Source organism: Microbacterium sp. MEC084 (assembly GCF_004514465.2).
Taxonomy (GTDB): domain Bacteria; phylum Actinomycetota; class Actinomycetes; order Actinomycetales; family Microbacteriaceae; genus Microbacterium.
On sequence record NZ_MYFP02000005.1, the window covers coordinates 24111 to 45813 of the forward strand.

Genomic DNA, 21703 nt, shown 5'->3' on the forward strand with positions numbered 1-21703 from the left:
ATCTCGAACGGTGGCCCGGGTCATCCGATCCCGAGCCGCAGCATGAACACGCCGGGGAACACCGCGAACACGACGCTCAGCGGCAGCAGGCCGAACACCAGAGGCAGGAGCATGAGGATCTCCTTGCGCCCCGCGGTCTCGATCAGCGAGCGCTTGGCGTCCTCGCGGGCGTCCGACGCCTGCGCCTGCAGCGCCTGCGCGAGCGGCGCGCCGCGGTCGAGCGCGGCCACGATGTGCTCCACCGCGCGAGAGAGCGCCGGCACCTGGAGGCGGCGCGACATCGCGGCGAGCGCGTCGGGAAGGCTCGATCCCGTTCCGACGTCGAGCACCACGGCGCGCAGCTCGGCGGTGAGCTCCCCGGAGCCGACGGCTCCGACGCGGCGCAGGCTGTCCAGGATGCCCTCGCCCGCGGCGAGGCACAGCGCGAGGAACTCGAGCACGGTCGGAAGCTCGTCGGCGATGCGGGCGGTGCGCGCCCTCGCCTGGCTCGTGAGCAGCAGCTCGCACAGCAGCACGCCCGCCGCGCCGCCCACGAGCGGCAGCAGGAGGCTCGGACCGCTGAACGACCCGGCGAGCGCGAGCCCGACGACGGCCATGGCGCCGACGGCGAGCCCAGCGACTCCCCAGGCGAGCTGGCGGGCGCGGAACGCGGCCGGATCGACGGGACGCCCCGCCTGCGCCAGCCGGATCATGAGCGTGTCCGATGTGCCCAGGAGCCGCACGGCCCACCGTGCGACGCGATCCGCCACCGCCCGCCAGTCGAAGGCCGCCGTGCCGGGCGCGAGCAGGTTCCACGCCGTGGTTCCCGCCGGATCCGTCACGTCGCGGATGTACGGCGCGATCCGGCGAGAGAGCGAGGGCGCGCCGATGCGCGGGATCAGCACGAGCAGCAGGCAGATGCCCGCTCCCAGAGCGCCGCCGAGGAGCACCGCGAGCGCGGCATCCGTCGCCCACGTCACGCGAACCACCGCCTCGGCTCGGGGAGGCGGCCGATGCGGATCATCACGCGGTACGCGACGAAGGACACCACGGCCCCGCCGACGATCAGCACGACGCCGGCCGGGCTCGAGTACGCCTCGGCGCCCTCGGGACGCAGCGCGAGCAGCGCCAGGATCACCCACGGCGCGACGACGCCGAGCACGGCGGCGCCCTTGGTCCACGACTGACGGGACTCCACCTCGGCCCGCAGCGCGGCATCGGCCCGGACGGAGGCCGACAGCGCCCGGAGCACCGGCACCAGCTCGGTTCCTCCCACCTGCCGCGCCATCCGGACCGTCTCCACGATCCGGTCGGCCATCGGGTCGGCGAGCGCCGCCTTCAGGCGGTCCGCGCTGGAGTCGAAGTGCCCGGAGGCGGTCATGTCGCGCTCGAAGCGCCCGAACGCCGCCCGCAGCGTCGGCGGCGCGGAGACCGCCAGGCTCGAGATCGCATCGGGCAGCGACATCCCCGCCCGCACCGACGCGATGAGGAGATCGCACACGTCCGGCCACAGCGCCCGCCGGGCCCGGATGAGCCGCGAGCGCCGGGCCCGCAGCCACGCGATCGGCGCGGCGGCGCCCGCGGCGAGCGCGAGCAGGGCGAGCGCGGGGACGGCCGTGGCCAGCCAGGCCACCGCCGCGGACAGCAGGGCGCATCCGGCGCACGCCAGCACCACGACCTTCTCGGGCACATGCGAGAGGCCTGCGCCGGCGAGCAGCCGCCCGATCGCACCGGTCCTCGGCGTTCGCCCCTCCGCACGCTCCCGGACGGGCCAGAGCCACGGCGAGACCGTCAGCAGCAGCCCGCCTCCCAGCAGGACGCCCCACAGCACGGTCATCCCCGCACCTCCGCCGGAGCCCGCACCGCCCGCACCTCCGGGACCTCGCCCAGGATGCGGCCGGTCGGCTCGACGATCTCCGCCACCCTGCGCGAGCCGTCGGCGAGCCGCTCGCAGTGCACGACCAGGTCGACGCTCGTCGCCACGGCGTGGAGCACGAACCCGCGGTCGATGTTGCGGCCGGCGAGGAGCGGCAGCGCGGCGAGCCGCCCCAGAGCGTCCACCGCCGAGTTCGCGTGGATGGTCGCCGCGCCGGGCACGCCGGTGTTGAGCGCGAGCAGCAGATCGAGCGCCTCGGCGTCGCGTACCTCGCCGACCACCAGCCGGTCGGGCCGCATGCGGAGCGCCTCCTTCACGAGCCGCCGCAGCGTGATCTCGCCCGTGCCCTCGAGGCTCGGCTGACGCCCCTGCAGGGCCACGAGGTCGGGGGCGTCGACGCCGAGCTCGAACGTCTCCTCCACCGTGATGATGCGGTGCCCCTCCGGGCTCGCGCCGACGAGGGCGCCCAGCAGCGTCGTCTTGCCCGCGTGCGTCGCGCCCGAGACCAGCACGCTGCGGCCGTCGCGCATCGCCTCGCGGAGCAGCTGCGCCGCATCCGGTGTGAGCGATCCGAGCGCGACGAGGCGGTCGAGCGATCGGTGCCCCGCGAGGAACTTCCGGATGTTGACGGCCCAGTGCTTCCGGGCGATCCCGCCGATCACGACGTGCAGGCGGGATCCGTCCGGCAGCGACGCGTCGACGAACGGCTGGCTCAGGTCCACGCGCCGCCCGGTGGCGTGGAGCATGCGCTCCACCAGGTCCCGCACCGACGCATCGGTGAGCTGCACCGGCACCCGCTCGGACACCCCGCCGCGCGCGACGAACACCTTGTCCGGGGCGTTGATCCAGAGCTCCTCCACGCCCGGGTCGTCGAGGTACGGCTGCAGCGGCCCGTAGCCGGTGACGGCGGCCAGCACCTCTCGCACCCGCGCGGCCTCGTCGTCGATCGGCGCGGTGCCGCGCGCGAGCGCGACGTCGTTGTGCCGACGCACCTCGGCCTGCGCGATCCGCGCCACCAGCTCAGGGGAGCGCGCCGGATCCGCCTGCTCGGCCCGGAGCCGGTCGCGCACCCTCTCCACGAGGGCTGACGTGCTGGGGGTCACACGGCCATGATGGCCGCGTGACGCGGATCGGCCGGGAAGTTATCCACAGCCAACCCGAGGGCTGTCCCCCACCGGACCGGACGGGGCCGTCAGTAGACTGGACGGGCTCGCGGGAGTGGTGAAACTGGCAGACACGCAGGATTTAGGTTCCTGTGCCTCCGGGCGTGTGGGTTCAAGTCCCACCTTCCGCACGAACGTCGTTCACAGCACGCTCTTCGAGACAGGACAACGGTGCATCCTCTCGCTCTCATCCCCTGGCTGGATCCGCAGACGATCATCGATGCGGCGGGCCCCTGGGCCCTGCTGGTCGTGTGCCTCATCGTGTTCTCCGAGACGGGCCTGCTCGTCGGGTTCCTGCTCCCCGGCGACACGCTCCTGATCATCTCGGGGCTGTTGACCCACACGGTCGACGTGTTCGGCGTGAACATCTGGATCACGAGCGGCCTGATCGCTCTCGCCGCCTTCGCGGGCGGAGAGGTCGGCTACCTCATCGGCCACAAGGGCGGCCCGGCGGTGTTCGAGCGCAAGCAGTCGGGCCTGTTCAGCGTCAAGAACGTCGAGCGCACGAACGCGTTCTTCGAGCGGTTCGGCGGCATCACGATCATCCTCGCCCGCTTCGTCCCCATCGTGCGCACGTTCGCGCCGGTGGCCGCCGGCGTCGGGCACATGCCGTGGAAGCGGTACTCGCTCTACAACCTGATCGGCGCGGTGCTGTGGGGCTTCGGCCTCACGATGCTCGGCTACCTGATCGCGTTCATCCCGTTCGTGGGCGAGTTCGTGACCGAGTACATCGACCTGATCCTGATCGTCGCCGTGCTCGGCACCGTGATCGTCACGGCCTGGCACTACTTCGCCGAGCGCCGCAAGGCCCGTCTGGTCGAGTCGGCGCCGCCGGTCGAGGAGCTCGTGCTCGAGCCCGAGGTGTTCCAGCGCGGCGCCGACATCGACGGCGACGGCACGCCGGACATCAAGCTGTAGGCGGCCCGCCCGCTACGACGCCTTCTTCGCGCGCTTGCGCTTGGGCTTCTCCTCGGCGGGCTCGTCGGCCTCGTCCTTCGCCGCGGGCTTCTTCTCGTCGCCCTTTCCTCCGCGCGACGCCCGGGAGCGCTCGACGCTCGCGCGCAGAGCCTCCATCAGGTCGATGACCTCGCCGCCCTCCTCCTCGGCCTCGCCGAAGGTCGCGTCGGTGTCGATCGCGTCGCCCTTCTCGAGCTTGGCCTGGATGAGGGTGCGCAGCTCCTTCTGGTACTCGTCGACGTACTCGTCCGGATCGAAGTCGCTCGAGAAGCTCTCGACGAGGCTGGACGACAGCTCGAGCTCCTTGTCGGAGATCCGCACCGACTCCTCGAGCGACGGGAACGACACCTCGCGCACCTCGTCGGACCACAGCAGCGTCTGCAGCATGAGCACGTCGCCGCGCACCCGCAGCGCGGCGAGGCGCGTCTTCTGGCGCAGCGAGAACCGCACGATCGCGGTGCGGTCGGTCTGCTCGAGCGTGCGCCGCAGCAGCACGTACGCCTTGGGCGACGCGGAGTCGGGCTCGAGGTAGTACGACTTGTCGTACGTGATGGGGTCGACCTGCTCGCTCGGCACGAACTCCACCACGTCGATCTCGCGGCTCCGCTCGGCCGGCAGCGACTTGAGGTCCTCCTCGGTCAGCACCACGGTGCGGTCGCCGTCGTCGTACGCCCGGTCGATGTCGGCGTACGCCACCACCTGCCCGCACACCTCGCACTTGCGCTGATACCGGATGCGCCCGCCGTCGGCGTTGTGCACCTGGTGCAGGCTCACGTCGTGGTCCTCGGTCGCGGCGTACACCTTGACCGGCACGTTGACGAGCCCGAACGTGAGCGCGCCCTTCCAGATGGATCGCATGACACCAGTGAACACCCGTCACACGCGTCACGGCCAGGGGCTTGATATCCGCCCGGATCGCGCACCTACGCTGAGTCCATGGCAGGCGAGCAGACGGTCCGGATCGGCGGCCGCCGCCTGCGCGTCACCAACCTGGACAAGGTGCTGTACCCCGAGACCGGCACCACGAAGGGCGAGGTGATCGAGTACGTCACGCGCATCGCGCCCGTGCTCCTCCCCCACGTCGCAGGGCGTCCCGTCACGCGCAAGCGCTGGGTCGAGGGCGTCGGCACGGCAGAGGATCCGCTGCCGTCGTTCTTCGCGAAGGACCTCGAGCGCGGCGCGCCGGATTGGGTCCCGCGTCAGGCGATCGAGCACTCCACGGGCGCGAAGCACTACCCGCTGATCGACGAGGTCGCCACGCTCGTGTACCTCGCGCAGGTCGCGAGCCTGGAGCTGCACGTGCCGCAGTGGCGCTTCGCGGCCGACGGCTCGCCCGGCCTGCCCGACCGGCTCGTCCTCGATCTCGACCCCGGGCCCGGCGTCGGACTGCCCGAGTGCGCCGAGGTCGCGCGGCTCGCGCGGGCCATCCTGACCGGCATGGGCCTGGATCCGCTCCCCGTCACGAGCGGCAGCAAGGGCATCCACCTGTATGCGCGACTGCCCGGCACGCAGACCAGCGCCCAGGTGTCGGCGGTCGCCAAGGCGCTCGCGCAGGCGCTGGAGGCGGATCATCCGGATCTCGTCGTCAGCTCGATGAGCAAGGCGGTGCGCCCCGGACGCGTGCTGGTCGACTGGAGCCAGAACAACGGCAAGAAGACCACGATCGCCCCGTACTCGCTGCGCGGGCGCGCCCGCCCGTGGGTCGCCGCACCCCGCACCTGGGAGGAGCTCGACGACCCCGGCCTGCGGCACCTGCTCTTCGACGAGGTGCTCGAGCGCGTCGATCGGATGGGCGACCCGCTCGCGCCGCTGGACGCGCCGGATCCGCAGGGTGCGCTCGCCCCTTACGTCGCCAAGCGCGATGCGTCGCGCACGCCCGAGCCGATGCCGGACGACGTCGCGCCGACGACGGAGGGCCAACCGCGGTTCGTGATCCAGCGGCACGAGGCCCGCCGCCTCCACTTCGACCTGCGGCTCGAGCGCGACGGCGTGCTGGCGAGCTGGGCCGTGCCGAAGGGCGTGCCGGAGAGCACCCAGGGCAACCACCTGGCGGTGCAGACCGAGGACCATCCGCTCGCGTACGCGACCTTCGAGGGCGACATCCCGAAGGGCGAGTACGGCGCCGGGCACATGGACATCTGGGACACCGGGACGTACGAGCTCGAGAAGTGGCGCGACGACGAGGTGATCTTCACGCTCCACGGCCGCCGCGAGTCCGTGCGCCTGGCGCTGATCCGCACGAGCGGCCAGGGCGAGAAGTCCCAGTGGCTGCTGCACCGGATGAAGGACCAGCATCACCCCGTGCTGATTGAGCGAGCCGAAGGCGAGTCGAAGCCCTCCAAGCCTCCCGTGGCGCCACCCGCCACGACCTCGCCCCCGAAGCCGATGCTCGCCGTCAACGGCACGGCGGCGCTCGCGCACGACATGGGCGCGGGCGAGTGGGCCGAGATGAAGTGGGACGGCGTCCGCGCGCTGGGCGTGTGGGACGGCGGCCGTCTGCGCCTGTTCGCGCGCAGCGGCGCCGACATCACCGACCGCTACCCCGAGCTGACCGCACCGGGCGCCGCATCCCTCCACGCGGCGAGCGCCGTGGTCGACGGCGAGATCGTGGCCCTGGACCCGGGTGGCCGCCCGAGCTTCTCGCTGCTGCAGAACCGGATGCACCTCACGAAGGCGGCCGACATCCAGGCCGAGATGCGGCGGACGCCCGCGCGCCTCTACCTGTTCGACGTCCTCGCCGCCGACGGCGAGGACCTCACGCCGCGCCCGCTGCGCGAGCGCCGCGAGGTGCTCGAGCGCATCGCGGCCGGCGCCGGGGCGTCCGTGGACGTGCCTCCGGTCTTCGACGACCTCGACGACGCCCTGGCCATCGCGCGCGAGCACGACCTCGAGGGCGTCGTCGCGAAGGACCCGCGCTCGCCGTACCGTCCGGGGCGTTCGGAGCGCTGGGTCAAGCTGAAGCTGACCCGCACGCAGGAGGTCGTGATCGCCGGCATCCGCCCCGGCAGGGGCGGCCGCGCGGGCGGGATCGGCTCGCTGCTGCTGGGCGTGCCGGATGGCGACGGCCTGCGCTACGTCGGGAAGGTCGGCACGGGCTTCAGCGAGCGCGCCCTCCGCCAGCTCGGCGCCGCGCTCGAGCCGCTGCGCACCGACGAGAACCCGCTGCACGGCGTCCCCGCCCCCGACGCCCGGGACGCGCTGTGGGTGCGGCCGGAGCTGGTCGGCGAGGTCGAGTTCGGCGAGTGGACCCCCGGCGGCAGCATGCGCCACCCGCGCTGGCGCGGCCTGCGCGCCGACAAGGCCCCGTCGGACGTGGTCCTGGAGTCCTGAGACACCGTCCCCGCGGCGGCCCGACGGGCTCAGTGGTGGGCGCCGTCGCGGTCCTCGTGGCCGACGGCCTCGAGCTGGAAGGTCGAGTGCGCGACGTCGAAGTGGTCGGCGAGGCACCCCTGCAGCGAGGTCAGCAGCGCCGCGGATCCGCCGCGCTCGAGCACCTCCTGCTCGACGACGACATGAGCCGTGAACACGGGAGCGCCGCGCGTGAGCTGCCACACGTGGACGTCGTGCACGTCGCGGACTCCCGGTGCGCGCAGCAGGTGCGCACGGATCTCGGCCACCTTCGTCCCCTGGGGCGCCGACTCCGCCAGCACCGAGAACACCTCGCGCAGCAGACCGATCGCGCGCGGCACGATGAACGCCGCGATCAGCAGGGACGCGATCGCGTCGGCTCGCGTCCATCCGGTGAGGAGGACGACCAGGGCCGCCGCGATCACCGCGACCGAGCCCGCCATGTCCCCCAGCACCTCGAGGTACGCGCCGCGCACGTTGATGCTGCGCCGCTGCGCGCGGTGCAGCAGCCACGCGGCCGCCGCGTTGGCCGCGAGACCGACGAGGGCGACCGCGAGCATCCATCCGCCGGCCACGCCGGGCTCCTCGGGCGCGAGCAGCCGCTGCACCGCCTCCACGGCGATCCACACGCACAGGGCGATCAGCACGACGCCGTTGAGCAGGGCGCCGAGCACCTCGGCGCGCTGGTAGCCGTAGGTGCGCCGATCGTCCGCGGGGCGCGCGGCGACGACGCTCGCGAGCAGCGCGATCAGCAGCGCGCCCGCGTCGGCGAGCATGTGCGCGGCGTCCGCGAACAGCGCGAGCGACCCGCTGATCCACGCGCCGGCCACCTGCACGACGAAGACGCTCGCGGTGATCCCCAGCGACACGGCGAGCAGCCGCCGGTTGTCGCCGCCGCGGATGCCGTGGTCGTGGTCGTGCACGATTCCAGGCTACGGCGGCGGGTCCGCGTCACGGCGGCGCGGGCCCTACTCGGGAATGATGCCGATTCTCATGCTCGACGGCCTGCGCACGGCGGGCCTGTGGCGTCCTAGGATCGGGAGTCGTGTCGCTCTCGCTCTGGTTCACGCTGCTCGGCGCGGGCGTGATCATCTCGCTCACCCCCGGCGCGGGCGCGGTGAACACCATGGCCAACGCGATCGCGTCGGGATGGCGCCGGGCCATCTGGGGCATCCTCGGCCAGCAGGCGGCACTGGTCATCCACGTCGCGATCGTCGCCGCGGGCCTGGGGGCGATCGTCGCCGCGTCCCCGGTGGTGTTCGAGGTGATCCGCTACACGGGAGCGGCCTATCTCATCTACCTCGGCGTGCGGCAGATCCTCGCGCGGCCCACGGTGGTCGAGGAGGACGGCGTGGTCGCGGTGCCGATGCGCGAGGGCGCGTGGTCCATGTTCCGCCGCGGGCTGCTGGTGAACCTCACGAACCCGAAGGCGATCGTGTTCTTCGTGGCGTTCGTGCCCTCGTTCATCCGTCCCGAGCAGCCGCTGCTGCCGCAGTACGCGGTGCTCACCGCCACGGTCGTGGCTATCGACATCGTCGTGATGTGGGGCTTCTTCGCCACCGCGGCGCGCGGTCTCGCCCGTCTCACGGCGCGCCCCTCGGGGCAGCGCCTGCTGAACCGCATCTTCGGCGTGCTGTTCATCGGCGTGGGGGTGCTGCTCGCCGTCGTGCACTGACCGGGCACGGGCAACTCCGGCTCCCTTCACGCGCGCGACAGCGGATGTTCACCCGCATGCGGTCGGATGCGGTCCTGTGACACGTGTGAGGGCGGCGATCATCGGCGCGACGGCCGTCGGCGCCGGCGCCGTGTTCGGCACCGGGGCGCTGCTGCGCCGCCAGGCGGCGATCGCGCGCCGGCGGATCGGCAAGCCGCTCGGCGAGATCGCGCCCGACGCCGACCGGGTCTGGCGCCGGCGATTCGACGCGCCGCCGCTGGACCTGCTGATGCTCGGCGACTCGATCGCCGCGGGGCTCGGCGCCCACCGGCGCAAGGACACGCTCGGCGCGCGCGTCGCGAAGGGGCTCGCGTCCCGCCTGGAGCGCCCCGTGCGGCTGCGCACGGCGGCGGTCGTCGGATCGGAGTCGTCGGCGCTCGCGCGGCAGCTCGACGGGCTGGATCCGGACTACCGCGCCGACGTCGCCGTGATCGTCGTGGGCGGCAACGACGTGACGCACCGCGTGCCGCATCAGGTCGCGGTCGCGCACCTCAGCGACGCGATCCGCCGCCTGCGGGATCGCGGCACGGCGGTCGTCGTGGGGACGTGCCCCGACCTCGGCGCGCTGCGCCCCGTCCCGCAGCCGCTGCGGAGCCTGAGCTCGCGGATCTCGCGCCGGCTCGCGCGCGCACAGGCCGCGGCCGCCGCGGCGGCGGGCGCGCGCCCGGTGTCGCTGCGGCGCGCGGTCGGCGCCGAGTTCCTCGCGGACCCGCACGGCATGTTCAGCCTCGACCGGTTCCACCCGAGCGCGCTGGGCTACCGTCGCACGGCCGCCGCGCTCGTCCCGGCGATCCTCGCCCAGCTCGAGGCCGACGCCGCCGCAGTGGAACCGGAGACGACCGACCCCGGACACGAGTAGGTCCGACCCCGTGCGAGCGCAGCGAGCGTGGAGCGAAGCGACTCATCCAGCGCGAAGCGCTGCCGATGGGAGCGTCAGCGACCATCCTCGCTCGCCGAGGGCCCCCGAAGGGGCGCCCGAGAGCGTGCGAGACGCTTCTAGAGAGAACTCAGCAGCGGCTGCAGCGCAACGAAGGCGCGCGCGCGGTGGGAGGCTGCGTTCTTCTCCTCGGCCGTGAGCTCGGCCGCGGTGCGCCCGTCCTGGTCGTCCGGGAGGAAGACGGGGTCGTAGCCGAAGCCGCCCTGTCCGCGCGGGGCGTCCGCGAGGCGGCCCGGCCAGATCCCCTCGACCGTGTGCTCCTCGCCCGCCGGCGTGACGAGCGCGATGGTCGAGTTGTAGTGCGCGCCGCGGTGCGGATCCCGGATGTCGGCGAGCTGATCGAGCAGCAGGCGCAGGTTCGCCCCGTCGTCCTTGGCGTGCCCGGCCCAGTAGGCGGAGAACACGCCCGGCGATCCGCCCAGCACGTCGACGCAGATGCCGGAGTCGTCGGCGAGCGCGGGCAGGCCCGTATGGGCGGCCGCGGTGCGGGCCTTGATCAGCGCGTTCTCGGCGAACGTCGTGCCGTCCTCGACGGGCTCGGGGCCGTCGTACGCGACGACCTCCAGATCGGGGCGCACGCGCGCCACGATCGACTGGAACTCGGCGACCTTGTGCGCGTTGTGGGTGGCCAGGACGATCTGCGGCACGCTCAGGACTCCCGGCCCAGCGCGGCGAGCTGGTGGCTGCGCAGCTCGGCGCAGCCGTTCACGCCCAGTTCGAGCAGCAGGTCGAGCTCGGCCTTGTCGAACGGAGCGCCCTCGGCCGTGCCCTGCACCTCGACGAACAGGCCCCTGCCCGTCACCACCACGTTCATGTCGGTCTCGGCGCGCACGTCCTCGACGTAGGCCAGGTCCAGCATGGGCTCGCCGTCGATGATCCCGACCGAGACGGCCGCGACCGAGTCGCTCAGCACCTGCGCCTTCTGCGCGATGAACTTGCGCTCGCGGCCCCACTCGATCGCGTCGGCGAGCGCGACGTACGCGCCCGTGATCGCGGCCGTGCGCGTGCCGCCGTCGGCCTGCAGCACGTCGCAGTCGATCACGATCGTGTTCTCGCCGAGCGCCTTGGTGTCGACGACGGCACGCAGCGCGCGGCCGATCAGGCGCGAGATCTCGTGCGTGCGCCCGCCGATGCGGCCCTTGACGCTCTCGCGGTCGCTGCGGTCGTGCGTGGCGCGAGGAAGCATGGCGTACTCCGCCGTGACCCAGCCCTTGCCCTTGCCGGTCAGCCAGCGCGGCACGCCGTTGGTGAACGACGCGGTGCACAGCACCTTCGTGCCGCCGAAGCTGATGAGGGCCGAGCCCTCCGCGTGGCCGCTCCAGCCGCGCTCGATCGTGATGGGTCGCAGCTGGTCGGGGGTGCGACCGTCGGCACGCGTGGTCATGGGGCTCCTCGTTCGGTGTCGGATGTCGCGCGGATCAGAGCGCGGAGAGATCGATCGCGCCCGTGCGGACGAGGCGCACATCGCGCACCTCGCGCCCGAGCAGGCGGTTGGCGAGCGCGATGAAGTCCTGGGTCGCGGCTCCCGTCGCCTCGTATTCGTGGCGGGGCGTCGCGTCGGGGCCGGCGAGCAGGTCGCGGCTGACGAGCTGCCGGTACACGTCCTTCGCGGTCTCGGTGTCGCTCGAGACGAGCGAGACGTCCGCGCCCATGACGTAGCTGATCGCGCCCTTCAGGAAGGGGTAGTGCGTGCAGCCGAGCACGACCGTGTCGACCCCGGCCTCGCGCAGCGGCGCCAGGTACTCCTCGGCGGCCGCGAGCACCTCGGGCGAGTCGGTGTCGCCCGCCTCCACGAACTCCACGAACCGGGGGCACGCGGCGGTCGACACCTGGACGCCGGGATTGACCTCGAGCATGTCCTGGTACGCGCCCGACCCGATCGTGCCCACGGTGCCGATCACGCCGATCCGGCCGTTGCGCGTGGTGGACAGCGCGGTCCGCACGGCGGGCCCGATCACCTCCACGACCGGCACCGAGTAGCGCTCGCGCGCATCGCGCAGCATGGCGGCCGACGCGGTGTTGCACGCGATCACGAGCATCTTCACGCCCTGATCGACCAGCGTGTCCAGCACCTCGAGCGCGTACCGGCGCACGTCCGCGATGGGCTTCGGACCGTACGGCGAGTGCGCCGTGTCGCCGATGTAGAGCATGGACTCGCGCGGCAGCTGGTCGCCGATCGCCCGCGCCACCGTGAGCCCGCCGACGCCGGAGTCGAAGATGCCGATGGGCGCGTCGTTCATGATGTCCCAGCGTACCCGGGGCATCCGGACGGCCGGATCGGGCGCCGCTAAGGTTGCTGACATGAGCGCCTCCACGGCCCTGATGACCGACCGCTACGAGCTCACGATGCTCGACGCCGCCCTGCGCGACGGCACGGCACAGCGACGCTGCGTGTTCGAGCTGTTCGCCCGCCGCCTGTCGGGCGGCCGCCGCTTCGGCGTCGTGGGCGGCACCGGACGCCTGCTCGCGCTGCTGCGCGAGTTCCGCTTCGGCGACGACGAGCTGCGCTTCCTGCGCGACGAGCACGTGGTCAGCCCGGAGGCGGTCGCCTACCTCGAGGGCTACCGGTTCTCGGGTTCCATCACGGGCTATCGCGAGGGCGAGCTGTACTTCCCCGGCTCCCCGATCCTGACTGTCGAGGGCAGCTTCGCCGACGCCGTGATCCTCGAGACGATCGCACTCAGCGTGCTGAACCACGACTCGGCCGTCGCGACCGCCGCCTCCCGCATGAGCGTCGCCGCGGGCGACCGTCCCCTCGCCGAGATGGGATCCCGTCGCGCCGGCGAGGCGTCCGCGATCGCCGCCGCGCGCGCCGCGTACATCGCCGGCTTCGGCTCGACGAGCAATCTGGAGGCCGGGCGGCGCTGGGGCATCCCCACCATGGGCACGGCCGCGCACTCCTGGACGCTGCTGCACGACAGCGAGGAGGACGCCTTCCGCGCCCAGGTCGAGGCGCTCGGCACCGGGACGACGCTGCTCGTCGACACGTACGACATCGAGAAGGGCGTCGAGACCGCCATCCGCGTCGCGGGCACCGGGCTGGGCGGCGTGCGCCTCGACTCGGGCGACCTGCCCACCGTCGCGGCCACGGTGCGCGCGCAGCTCGACGCGCTCGGCGCGACCGGCACGCGGATCACCGTCACGAGCGACCTCGACGAGTACGCGATCGCCGCGCTGGCCGCCTCGCCCGTCGACGCGTACGGCGTGGGCACGTCGGTCGTGACGGGTTCCGGCCACCCGACCGCGGGCATGGTCTACAAGCTGGTCGCGCGACAGGCGACGGACGGCAGCTGGGTGTCGGTGGCCAAGACCGCCGAGGGCAAGGGCTCGCAGGGCGGCCGCAAGACCGCGTTCCGGGTGCTGGAGAACGGCGTGGCGACGCAGGAGCTGGTCGAGGTCGCCGACGGATTCGAGCGCCTGGCCGAGGCGTCGGAGCACCCGGATGCGCGTCCGCTGCAGGTCGACCTCGTGATCGACGGCGAGCCCGTCGCGGAGTTCGAGGGTCCCGCCGGCGTGGAGGCCGCGCGCGAGCACCACCTCCGGGTGCGCGAGGAGCTGCCGATCCGCGCGCTCGCGCTCAGCCGCTCGGATCCGGCGATCCCGACCGTCTACCTCGACGCGGGCGACGCCTGAGCGGTCACGAGTTCAGCGACTCGTAGATCTCCTTGCAGGTGGGGCACACCGGGAACTTCTCGGGGTCGCGGCCCGGGGTCCACTTCTTGCCGCACAGCGCGCGCACGGGCTTGCCCGTGAGCGCCGACTCGAGGATCTTCTCCTTCTTGACGTAGTGCGAGAAGCGCTCGTGGTCGCCCGGCTCGATGTTCTCCTCTTCGAGGAGCTTCTCGAGCTCGCGATCGAGGAGGGCCGTGCCGCCGTCGCCCGGCGTATCGAGGGGGGTGCTCATAGCGGCCCAGTGTAGTCGCGGGCGTGCCGGAGCGCTCCGGTCCGGGCGCCCCGACGGGCCGTCCGACGGGCACCTCAGGTCGTGCCCGCGAACTCCATGATCCGCGCCCCGCGGCGCTCGAAGAGCCACGAGCCGAGGCCGAGCCCGAGCACCAGCACCGCGAACCCGATGCCCAGCCCGGTCCACATGGCGGGCACGGCGTTCTCGACGTCCTGGGTGATCGTGAGCCAGCCGAGCCAGAGGGTGGGAGCGCTGAGGACGATCGCCCCCATCATCACGACGGCCTGCGCCGTGACGCCGCTCGAGTCGGAGCGCTGCGGCTGCTGGAACGGGCTGTCGCCGGGCCGGGACACCGCATACGGGCCGACCACCGACGAGATGCTCGACAGGCCGAGCCCGGTCAGGAACAGGCTCGCGGCGACGCCGGTGATCGCAGGCAGGACGGCCCACCGCCCGTAGGTCGCCGTCGCGATCGGGATGGCGATCGCGAGCACCGGCACGGCGATGAGCAGCACCGGGACGAGCCGGCCGACGCGGTCCGAGATGCCGCGCACCGCGCTCGCGATGTGCATCCAGACCGCGCTGGAGTCGTACGCGACGTCGTTGTGCGGCAGCCAGCCGAAGAAGAGCGCCATGATCGGGACAGGCACGAGGGCGACGATCTCGGGGGGCACGCCGGCGATCAGGAGCGGCACGCACGGCAGCAGGCCGGCGACCGGGATGATCACGACGTTCACCAGGTAGCGGCTGTCGCGCAGCCAGTACACGAGCCCGCGCGCCGCGATGACTCCGGCCGGGGTGCCGGGCACCAGCGCGAACCAGCCCAGTCCCCCGCGGCCGCGCGCCTCGACCGGGTTGTCGATCGTGGTCAGGATGCGCTCGACCGCGAACAGCCAGGCCGCCGCCGTGAGCGCGAGCGTCGCCACGGCGACGGCGGCCGCGAGCCACGCGCCGCGGCCGTCGTCGAGCGCGAGGGCTCCCGGCAGCGCCGAGGCCGCGCCGATCGGGGCGGCGCCGAGGATCTCGGCCGCGGTCGCGAGGGCGCTGGGCACCCGGCCGCGCCATTCCAGCGACGAGAGGAACACGATCACAGGCACCAGCACCACGACGATCCCGAGCACGAACAGGCCCGAGAGCTCGCGCGTGCGCCGCGGACGCAGCACGGCCGATCCGAAGGCCATGCTCAGCCGCGCCAGGAGGACGCAGGTCGCGACATGCAGGATCGCGGTGAGCGCGCTGACGAGACCGGGCACGCCCTGCGCGGTCCAGACGATCGCGGCGCAGACGTCGAACGCGAGCACAGCGAGGATCGGCACGCTCACGAAGCCGACGGCGGCGAGCACGCCGGCGAGCGGACGCGGCGCGAGGCCGAGCACCGCGAACCGGCGGGGGTCGAGCGGGTCGACCGCGCCGGCCACGATCGGCCCGACGGCGAACGACAGCGCGATGGCGGACCCGGCCAGCACGAGCAGCGCGAACGCGACCGGCGCCGGCGCGTCGACGAGCGACAGCGTGCCCTGGCAGACGAGGACGACGACCACCGCGAGGATCGCGAGTCCGATCAGGCGCCACACCGTGCGCGTCGCGGGCCCGCGCAGCGCGCCGGCCATCAGGGCGAGCCTCAGTCGGAGAACGTGTGCAGCCACTCCAGGCCCTCCATGCTGCTGACCTCGCCGGAGAGCTCGACGAAGCGCTGCTCGAGCGTGACCTCGCCCTTGACCTCGTCGACCGTGCCCTCGGCGAGCAGCTGGCCGGCGACGATCACCGCGACCCGCGTGCACACGCGCTCGATGAGGTCCATGCCGTGGCTCGACAGCAGGACGGTTCCGCCGTGCGACACGTACGTCGTGAGGATGTCGAGGATGCTCGCCGACGACACCGGGTCGACCGCCTCGAACGGCTCGTCCAGGACGAGCAGGCGCGGCGAGTGGATCATCGCACCCGCGAGCATCACCTTCTTGGTCATGCCCGCCGAGTAGTCCGACACGACGCGTCCGAGCGCGTCGGTGAGGTCGAACGCGCGCACCAGGTCGGCCGTGCGCTTGGCGACCACGTCGGGCTTGAGGCCCCGCAGCACGCCGAAGTAGTAGAGCAGCTGGCGCCCCGTGAGCCGATCGAAGGTGCGCAGGCGGTCCGGCAGCACGCCCATGAGCGCCTTGGCGGCACGGGGGTTCTTCGCCAGGTCGATGCCCGCGACCTCGATCTGGCCCCGGTCCGGGCGCAGCAGGCCCGCGATCATCGACAGGGTCGTGGTCTTGCCGGCGCCGTTCGGGCCGACGAGCCCGTAGAACGAGCCTGCGGGGACCGTCAGGTCGATGCCCGCGACGGCGGTCGTGCCGCCGTACGAGCGCGATACCCCACGCAGCTTCAGGGCCGCCGGCGGGGCGGGGCGCGGCGGGATCACGAGGTTCGGAGGCATGACCGGCTCGGGCAGCGGCGGCCTGCCGTCTCGGGGCTCCGCGGCGGCCAGGACCTCGGTCGCCTCGTCCGCGGCGGGCTCGGCGGCGGGCTCGGTGTCGGGCTCCGCGGGGAGGACGGCGGTGCGCTCGTCAGGGGTCTCATCCTGCACCGCGACCTCGGGCTCCGCAGGCTCCGCCGTCTCGGCGGCCTGGGGCTCGACCGCGGCCTCGTGCTCCGCAGGCTCCGCGACCTGGGGCTCGACCGCGACCTCGGGCTCGGCGGGCGCGGGTTCGACCGGGGCCTCGGGCTCGTCCGCCGGCTCGGATTCGGCGGCCTCAGACTCAACCGGCACAGGATCGACGGGCGCCGGCTCGAGGGCCGCCTCGGACTCGGCGGTCGGTACCGGCTCCACGACGTCGACCGGCGCCGACTCGGCTGTCACCGGCTCGGGAACCGCCGTGCGCCCGGCCGCGTTCCGCGCGGCGGAGGTCTTGGTGCCCGCGCGCGGCGCCCCCTGCGCGGGTCGCTTCGCCGCGGGCTTGCGCGGAGCGGCGGGCTTGCGCGGGGCCGCGGGCTTCCGCGGCGCCGGGCGCGCGGGGCCCGCGTCATCCTGCGACGCGCCGGCGTCGATCGCGTCGGCGGAGCTCGTCGCACGGGGCGCCGGACGCTTCGCGGCGGGCCGCTTGGCCGCCGGACGCTTGGCGGCGGGACGCTTCGCGCTCTCGGCCCCCTGGGCCACGGGGCTCCCCTGCGAGGCGGGGGTCCCGGGGTCTTCTTCCAGAGGCGAGGAGGTCACCGCTTCACCGTAGCAACCGCTTCCGACGTGAGCCTGGGTCCGTCGCGCCTTGTTCCGGATCCGTGACTCTCCCGCACAGAAATGCCGGTCAGGTGGCATCTCTGCCGGTTTCCAGGAGCACCCCGGTAACATGGGAGTGCACATCCTGTGTCCGTTCCGTGAACGGCGCGGGAACAAGGCTCAAGGGGGCAACATGTCTTTCCGGATCGTCATCCTCGCCGCGGGCATGGGCTCGCGTCTCGGCCGCGCGCTGCCCAAGCCGCTCACCGAGCTCAACGACGGCCGCTCGATCATGCAACAGCAGCGTGACAACATCCACGCCGCGTTCGGCCCCGACGCACGCATCACGACGGTGGTCGGCTACCGCGCCGAAACCATCGTCGACGCGTTCCCCGACTCGAAGTACGTCTACAACGAGCGCTACGACCAGACCAACACGTCCAAGAGCCTGCTGCGCGCCCTCCAGGCGACCGGCAAGAAGGGCGTGCTCTGGATGAACGGCGACGTCGTCTTCGACCCGCGCGTGCTCGGCCGCGCCATCTCGCTGATCGAGGCCGATCAGTCGTTCGTCACGGTCAACACCGCCAAGGTCAGCGACGAGGAGGTCAAGTACACCCTCGACGCGAACGGGCACATCGCCGAGCTGTCGAAGACCGTCGTGGGCGGCATCGGCGAGGCCGTGGGCATCAACTACATCTCGCGCGCCGACAAGCCCGCGTTCATGCGCCACCTCGCGCGCGTGGACGACCAGGACTACTTCGAGCGCGGTCTCGAGCTGGCCATCCAGCACGACGGCGTGAAGCTCGTGCCGATGGACATCTCCGACCTGTACGCGGTCGAGATCGACACGGCGTCGGACCTCGAGCACGCGAACGAGTACGTCTGACCGGGAGCCCTCAGGCTCTCGTCGCGCTGACGACCTAGGATCACGCGCGTGTCCGCCAAGGTCCACCGCATCCACTCGCTGCCGCCCGACGCGCCGTGGCAGGGCGGCCTCCCGCCCGCCGGCCACGAGGAGCATCCGTTCCTCGTGCGCGTGCTCGACCGGGTCATCCGCGTGCAGCGCCCCGTCGTGGTCGCGCACCTCCGTTCTATCCGGCTGCGCCATCCCGACGCGACTCCCGAGGAGCTCGTGCGGATCCTCGAGAACCGCTACCTCGCGGCCGTCACGACCGGCGGCGCGGCCGTCGGCGCCACCGCCGTGGTGCCCGGGTTCGGCACCGCGGTCACGCTCGGCCTCTCGGGCGCCGAGACGGTCGGCTTCCTGGATGCGACCGCGCTGTTCGCGCAGTCGCTCGCCGAGGTGCACGGCATCGCGATCGAGTCGCCGGACCGCGCCCGCGCGCTCGTCCTGACCCTCATGCTCGGCGACGAGGGCATCAACCTCGTGCGCCAGCTCGCCGCCCAGGCCGCGGGCAAGAGCACCCGATCGGGGTACTGGGGCGAGGTCGTCACCAAAACGCTCCCCCGCGCCGCCGTGGGTCCGCTGCTCGACCGGCTCAAGACGTCGTTCATCCACCACTTCGCCACGCGCGGCGGCGCATCGCTGCTCGGCAAGGCCCTGCCGTTCGGCGTCGGCGCGGCCATCGGCGGCGCGGGCAACCACATCCTCGGGCGCAAGGTCGTCAAGGCGTCCCGCAAGGCGTTCGGCATCGCGCCCGCGGTGCTTCCCGCCGAGCTCGAGCCCCAGCCGGGCGCCGAGCGCCTCGAGCACAGCGCGCTTCGCGGCGTCAAGCGCCTCGGCTCGGCCGTGGCGTCGGGCGCCGGCGCCGTGGGACGCAGGGCCGGCGAGATCGCGGGGCGTGCGGTGCCGCGGCGGTCGTCCACAGAGACCGGATCGATCGAGTCGTCCACAGAGACGGATCCGACGGGCTCCTGAGGGGGTCCGGGGTCGCCGCCCGCTCGTAGCGTCGCGGGCATGCTGCGAGCCCTCGATCCCACAGAGTCCCCCGCCCCCGATGCCCATCGCGTGCCCTGGCACGTCGACCGCGACGATCCCGCGCACCCGCTGATCGTCAACGAGAGCCCGGATGCCCTCACGTACGTGCGCATCCACGTCGCCGACGGCGACCACGCCCCGGATCGCGAGAGCTGGGGGCGGATGGGGCCCGGCGAGTCCCGCGAGCTGTGCCTGTGCGGATGCGACCTCGACGACACCACGGTCACGATCACCTGGTTCCGCGCGGACGGGGAACTGGAGTGGGCGTGGGCGTTCGTGCTGTGACGCCCCGGTGCGATGGGCTCAGCCGACTCTGGGAGACGCCTCGGCCCAGCCATAGCACGCCGTCAGCCCGAGCGCGGCTCGGGTCTGCAGGATGTGCCCATGCGCACCCCCGCCCTGCTCCTTCTCGCCATGATCGCCGGAGCGCTGCTCGTCGTGCTCATCGTCCTCGCCCTCGTCGACTCGGCCGCGGCGAGGCGCGCGACGCGCGTGACCCTCGCGGCGACCATCGGCGTCGTGCTGCTCCTGACGCTGATGAGCGGCTCCCCGGGATCGGGCGTGCCGCAGCTGATTCCGGGATTCACGATCCTGGATCAGCTCACGGATCCCTACGAGCCCCTCGGCCTCGTGCACGTCGCGGGCAACATCGCGGTCTTCCTGCCGATCGGGTGGCTCGTGGCGCTGCTCGCCGACCGCCATCCGGTGGCGACCGCGACCCTCGCGGGCGTCGGGCTGTCGATCGCGATCGAGGTGGCGCAGTACTTCATCGGCCGCGTCGTCGACATCGACGATGTGATCCTCAACGGCGTCGGCGCGACGCTCGGAGCGTGCGCCGCGGTGGCCGTCATGGCCGCGCGCACCACGCCGCACCGGGTGCCGGCGGCCGGCTGACGACCTCTCCACATCGCGACCTGATTCGAACGAATGTCCGAAGGTCGCAGTAGAATGGGGGCATGGTCAGGCAGTCGTTCGGCACCCGGTGGGATCTGGATCCCGCACGCCGTGACGCGGTGGCGACCCTCATCGAGGCGGTCGAGACCGCGGACCGGATGATCGCGGAGATCGAGGCGGTGAAGGCGGGGCTCCTGGCGGCGGCGCAGGGCATCGCGGTGGAGGTGATGGCGGAGCTCGACGCGCCGTCGACCTACCAGCTGCCGGTGCGGGCGATCGCGGCCGACATCGCCGCGGCGACGAACGTCGCGGACGGCACGATCCGGGCGCGGATGGATGACGCGGTCCGGCTGATCGAGAAGTTCCCCGCGACGTACGCGGCGCTGTGCGAGGGGCGGCTGTCACGCGCACACGCGTCGGTGATCGCGGCGGAGGGCGCGCGCCTGGAGGACGAGGAGACCCGGTCCCGGTACGAGCGGGTGGTGCTGAAGCAGGCGATGGAGACGACCGCGGGCCGGCTGCGGCCGATCGCGCAGGCCGTCGCCGAGCGGCTCGAGCCGACGACGTTCGCGGAGCGGCATGCGACGGCGCGCGAGGCGCGGCGCACCTGGGTGGATGACCTGGGCGACGGGATGAGCGCGTTCCACGCCGTGGTCGAGACCGTGGTGGCGCACGCGGCGCAGGATCGGCTCACGCAGATGGCGATGTCGGTGCGGGATTCGGCCCGCCGGGAGGGTCGCGCCGTGTTCGGCGCGATGATCGACGAGCTCGACCCGACCGATCCGCTGCCCACCGACGAGCGCACGATGGCGCAGGTCCGGGCGGACGTATTCGCCGACCTGGTCCTCACCGGCCACCCCACAGTGCTGTCGGCGAACGCCGACGGCGACACCGCAGCGGCGATCCGGGCGCGCGTGCAGATCACGATCCCCGCCGAGACCCTGGCGGGCCTGGGCGATGAGCCGGCGTTCCTCGCCGGGCACGGCCCGGTCGACCCGGACACCGCACGCCGCCTCGCGGGCGCGGCGCACACCTGGACGCGGCTGTTCGTCGACCCGGGAACCGGATGCCTGCGCACGGTCGACGCGTACACGCCCACGGCGGATCAGAAGCGGTTCCTCGCCGCGCGCGACGAGCACTGCCGGTTCCCCGGCTGCCGCCAGCCCGTCCACCGCTGCGACCTCGACCACACAATCGCGCACAGCGAGGGCGGCCAGACCGCGGTCTGCAACCTCGCGGCGCTCTGTCGGACCCACCACGTCCTCAAACACAACTCCCCCTGGGGCGTGGAGCACGGGCCGGACGGCACGATGACCTGGATCAGCCCCACCGGCCGCCGCATCACCGACACTCCCGCCCCGACGGTCCGGTTCGTCGCGGCGCTCGAGGCCGCCGACCTCGATCCCCCACCGTCCGATCCGGACGACCCGGCGCCGTTCTAGTCGGCGTCGCCGGTGCCGCGCCGCGGCTGGCGTCGGCGATAGAGATGGTGCTGCGAATACGGGTACGGCCGGCGCGTGTCCGGCAGGCTCTCAGGCCCGAGTCCCTTGATGAGCTCGCCCGGGTCGACCTCGAACGCGATCGCGAGCTGGATCAGCATCTGGGCCGTGGGATTGCCCGTGCCGTTCTCGATGCGCGAGTAGTGCGAGATGTCCATGTCGGCGGCTTCGGCCATCGCCTTCTTGGACTGCCCGGTCTTGTGCCGCAGCGCCGAGATCCGGCGCCCGATCTCCTCGGCGGCCGGGTTCGAAGTCATTCCCCAAGGCTTCAATGCCGACGCGTTCGTGAGGTATGCA

Annotated in this window: 22 protein-coding genes and 1 tRNA gene; 11 read left to right on the plus strand and 12 right to left on the minus strand. The window is 72.9% G+C overall.

The features are described 5' to 3' along the window. Positions 1-20 precede the first annotated feature (20 nt). From B5M43_RS06825 to B5M43_RS06835, 3 genes are read right to left on the minus strand one after another with little or no spacing between them, the layout of a single operon-like run. Positions 21-959: a type II secretion system F family protein gene (locus tag B5M43_RS06825; RefSeq protein WP_134745887.1), complete on the minus strand. Its 939-nt coding sequence runs from the start codon at positions 957-959 to the stop codon at positions 21-23. Beyond that, positions 956-1816 carry a type II secretion system F family protein gene (locus B5M43_RS06830; protein WP_134745888.1) on the minus strand — a complete coding sequence of 287 codons (861 nt, stop codon included), beginning with the start codon at positions 1814-1816 and terminating at the stop codon, positions 956-958. The genes B5M43_RS06825 and B5M43_RS06830 overlap by 4 nt, the downstream gene beginning before the upstream one ends. After that, positions 1813-2958 carry a CpaF family protein gene (locus B5M43_RS06835; protein WP_230667749.1) on the minus strand — a complete coding sequence of 382 codons (1146 nt, stop codon included), beginning with the start codon at positions 2956-2958 and terminating at the stop codon, positions 1813-1815. The genes B5M43_RS06830 and B5M43_RS06835 overlap by 4 nt, the downstream gene beginning before the upstream one ends. A gap of 109 nt (positions 2959-3067) precedes the next feature. Between B5M43_RS06835 and B5M43_RS06840 the strand changes: the two genes are divergently transcribed. Together B5M43_RS06840 and B5M43_RS06845 are read left to right on the plus strand one after the other, a co-directional pair. Next, positions 3068-3149 (plus strand) — tRNA-Leu (locus B5M43_RS06840). Between the two features lie 40 nt (positions 3150-3189). Beyond that, on the plus strand, positions 3190-3936 hold the full coding sequence (locus tag B5M43_RS06845) for a DedA family protein (RefSeq protein WP_055991885.1): 747 nt from the start codon (positions 3190-3192) through the stop codon (positions 3934-3936). A 12-nt stretch (positions 3937-3948) separates the two neighbouring features. Here the strand turns inward: B5M43_RS06845 and B5M43_RS06850 are convergent, their stop codons facing one another. Further along, positions 3949-4833 carry a Ku protein gene (locus tag B5M43_RS06850; protein ID WP_134745889.1) on the minus strand — a complete coding sequence of 295 codons (885 nt, stop codon included), beginning with the start codon at positions 4831-4833 and terminating at the stop codon, positions 3949-3951. A gap of 78 nt (positions 4834-4911) precedes the next feature. On the opposite strand from B5M43_RS06850, the gene B5M43_RS06855 reads away from it, so the two are divergent. Then, complete coding sequence (locus B5M43_RS06855) at positions 4912-7305, plus strand: ATP-dependent DNA ligase (RefSeq protein WP_134745890.1); 2394 nt, start codon at positions 4912-4914, stop codon at positions 7303-7305. Between the two features lie 29 nt (positions 7306-7334). Here B5M43_RS06855 and B5M43_RS06860 read toward each other — a convergent pair whose 3' ends face one another. Then, complete coding sequence (locus B5M43_RS06860) at positions 7335-8246, minus strand: cation diffusion facilitator family transporter (protein ID WP_134745891.1); 912 nt, start codon at positions 8244-8246, stop codon at positions 7335-7337. A 122-nt stretch (positions 8247-8368) separates the two neighbouring features. On the opposite strand from B5M43_RS06860, the gene B5M43_RS06865 reads away from it, so the two are divergent. Beyond that, the gene (locus B5M43_RS06865) at positions 8369-8998 is read left to right on the plus strand and encodes a LysE family transporter (RefSeq protein ID WP_134745892.1); all 630 of its coding nucleotides are present in this window, start codon (positions 8369-8371) and stop codon (positions 8996-8998) included. Positions 8999-9074: 76 nt separating this feature from the next. Then, on the plus strand, positions 9075-9896 hold the full coding sequence (locus B5M43_RS06870) for an SGNH/GDSL hydrolase family protein (RefSeq protein ID WP_134745893.1): 822 nt from the start codon (positions 9075-9077) through the stop codon (positions 9894-9896). A 137-nt stretch (positions 9897-10033) separates the two neighbouring features. Here the strand turns inward: B5M43_RS06870 and rdgB are convergent, their stop codons facing one another. From rdgB to murI, 3 genes are read right to left on the minus strand one after another with little or no spacing between them, the layout of a single operon-like run. Then, positions 10034-10621, minus strand: a complete 588-nt coding sequence (gene rdgB / locus B5M43_RS06875) for an RdgB/HAM1 family non-canonical purine NTP pyrophosphatase (protein WP_205829494.1) — start codon at positions 10619-10621, stop codon at positions 10034-10036. Positions 10622-10623: 2 nt separating this feature from the next. Continuing rightward, positions 10624-11358 carry a ribonuclease PH gene (gene rph / locus B5M43_RS06880; protein WP_134745894.1) on the minus strand — a complete coding sequence of 245 codons (735 nt, stop codon included), beginning with the start codon at positions 11356-11358 and terminating at the stop codon, positions 10624-10626. A 34-nt stretch (positions 11359-11392) separates the two neighbouring features. Continuing rightward, positions 11393-12214 carry a glutamate racemase gene (murI, locus tag B5M43_RS06885; protein ID WP_134745895.1) on the minus strand — a complete coding sequence of 274 codons (822 nt, stop codon included), beginning with the start codon at positions 12212-12214 and terminating at the stop codon, positions 11393-11395. A gap of 61 nt (positions 12215-12275) precedes the next feature. On the opposite strand from murI, the gene B5M43_RS06890 reads away from it, so the two are divergent. After that, complete coding sequence (locus B5M43_RS06890) at positions 12276-13607, plus strand: nicotinate phosphoribosyltransferase (protein WP_134745896.1); 1332 nt, start codon at positions 12276-12278, stop codon at positions 13605-13607. Between the two features lie 4 nt (positions 13608-13611). Here the strand turns inward: B5M43_RS06890 and B5M43_RS06895 are convergent, their stop codons facing one another. The 3 genes from B5M43_RS06895 to B5M43_RS06905 form a co-directional block, all read right to left on the minus strand. After that, positions 13612-13878, minus strand: coding sequence for a DUF3039 domain-containing protein (locus B5M43_RS06895; RefSeq protein WP_055991854.1), 267 nt, complete (start codon positions 13876-13878; stop codon positions 13612-13614). 74 nt (positions 13879-13952) lie between these two features. Next, on the minus strand, positions 13953-15488 hold the full coding sequence (locus B5M43_RS06900; protein WP_230667752.1) for a hypothetical protein: 1536 nt from the start codon (positions 15486-15488) through the stop codon (positions 13953-13955). A gap of 11 nt (positions 15489-15499) precedes the next feature. Next, positions 15500-17074, minus strand: a complete 1575-nt coding sequence (locus B5M43_RS06905; RefSeq protein WP_230667755.1) for an ABC transporter ATP-binding protein — start codon at positions 17072-17074, stop codon at positions 15500-15502. A gap of 193 nt (positions 17075-17267) precedes the next feature. On the opposite strand from B5M43_RS06905, the gene B5M43_RS06910 reads away from it, so the two are divergent. The 5 genes from B5M43_RS06910 to B5M43_RS06930 all read left to right on the plus strand — a co-directional run bounded on the left by B5M43_RS06910 (position 17268) and on the right by B5M43_RS06930 (position 21349). Further along, positions 17268-17960, plus strand: coding sequence for an NTP transferase domain-containing protein (locus tag B5M43_RS06910; RefSeq protein WP_055991848.1), 693 nt, complete (start codon positions 17268-17270; stop codon positions 17958-17960). A gap of 48 nt (positions 17961-18008) precedes the next feature. Further along, entirely contained in the window at positions 18009-18953 is a 945-nt protein-coding gene (locus B5M43_RS06915; RefSeq protein WP_134745899.1) for a hypothetical protein, read from the plus strand. 39 nt (positions 18954-18992) lie between these two features. Continuing rightward, complete coding sequence (locus B5M43_RS06920; protein WP_134745900.1) at positions 18993-19298, plus strand: hypothetical protein; 306 nt, start codon at positions 18993-18995, stop codon at positions 19296-19298. A gap of 99 nt (positions 19299-19397) precedes the next feature. Beyond that, positions 19398-19907, plus strand: coding sequence for a VanZ family protein (locus B5M43_RS06925; RefSeq protein WP_167626780.1), 510 nt, complete (start codon positions 19398-19400; stop codon positions 19905-19907). A 62-nt stretch (positions 19908-19969) separates the two neighbouring features. Next, complete coding sequence (locus B5M43_RS06930) at positions 19970-21349, plus strand: HNH endonuclease signature motif containing protein (protein ID WP_134745902.1); 1380 nt, start codon at positions 19970-19972, stop codon at positions 21347-21349. Here B5M43_RS06930 and B5M43_RS06935 read toward each other — a convergent pair. After that, positions 21346-21663, minus strand: a complete 318-nt coding sequence (locus B5M43_RS06935; RefSeq protein ID WP_055991834.1) for a helix-turn-helix domain-containing protein — start codon at positions 21661-21663, stop codon at positions 21346-21348. The genes B5M43_RS06930 and B5M43_RS06935 overlap by 4 nt on opposite strands. Between the last annotated feature and the right edge of the window lie 40 nt (positions 21664-21703).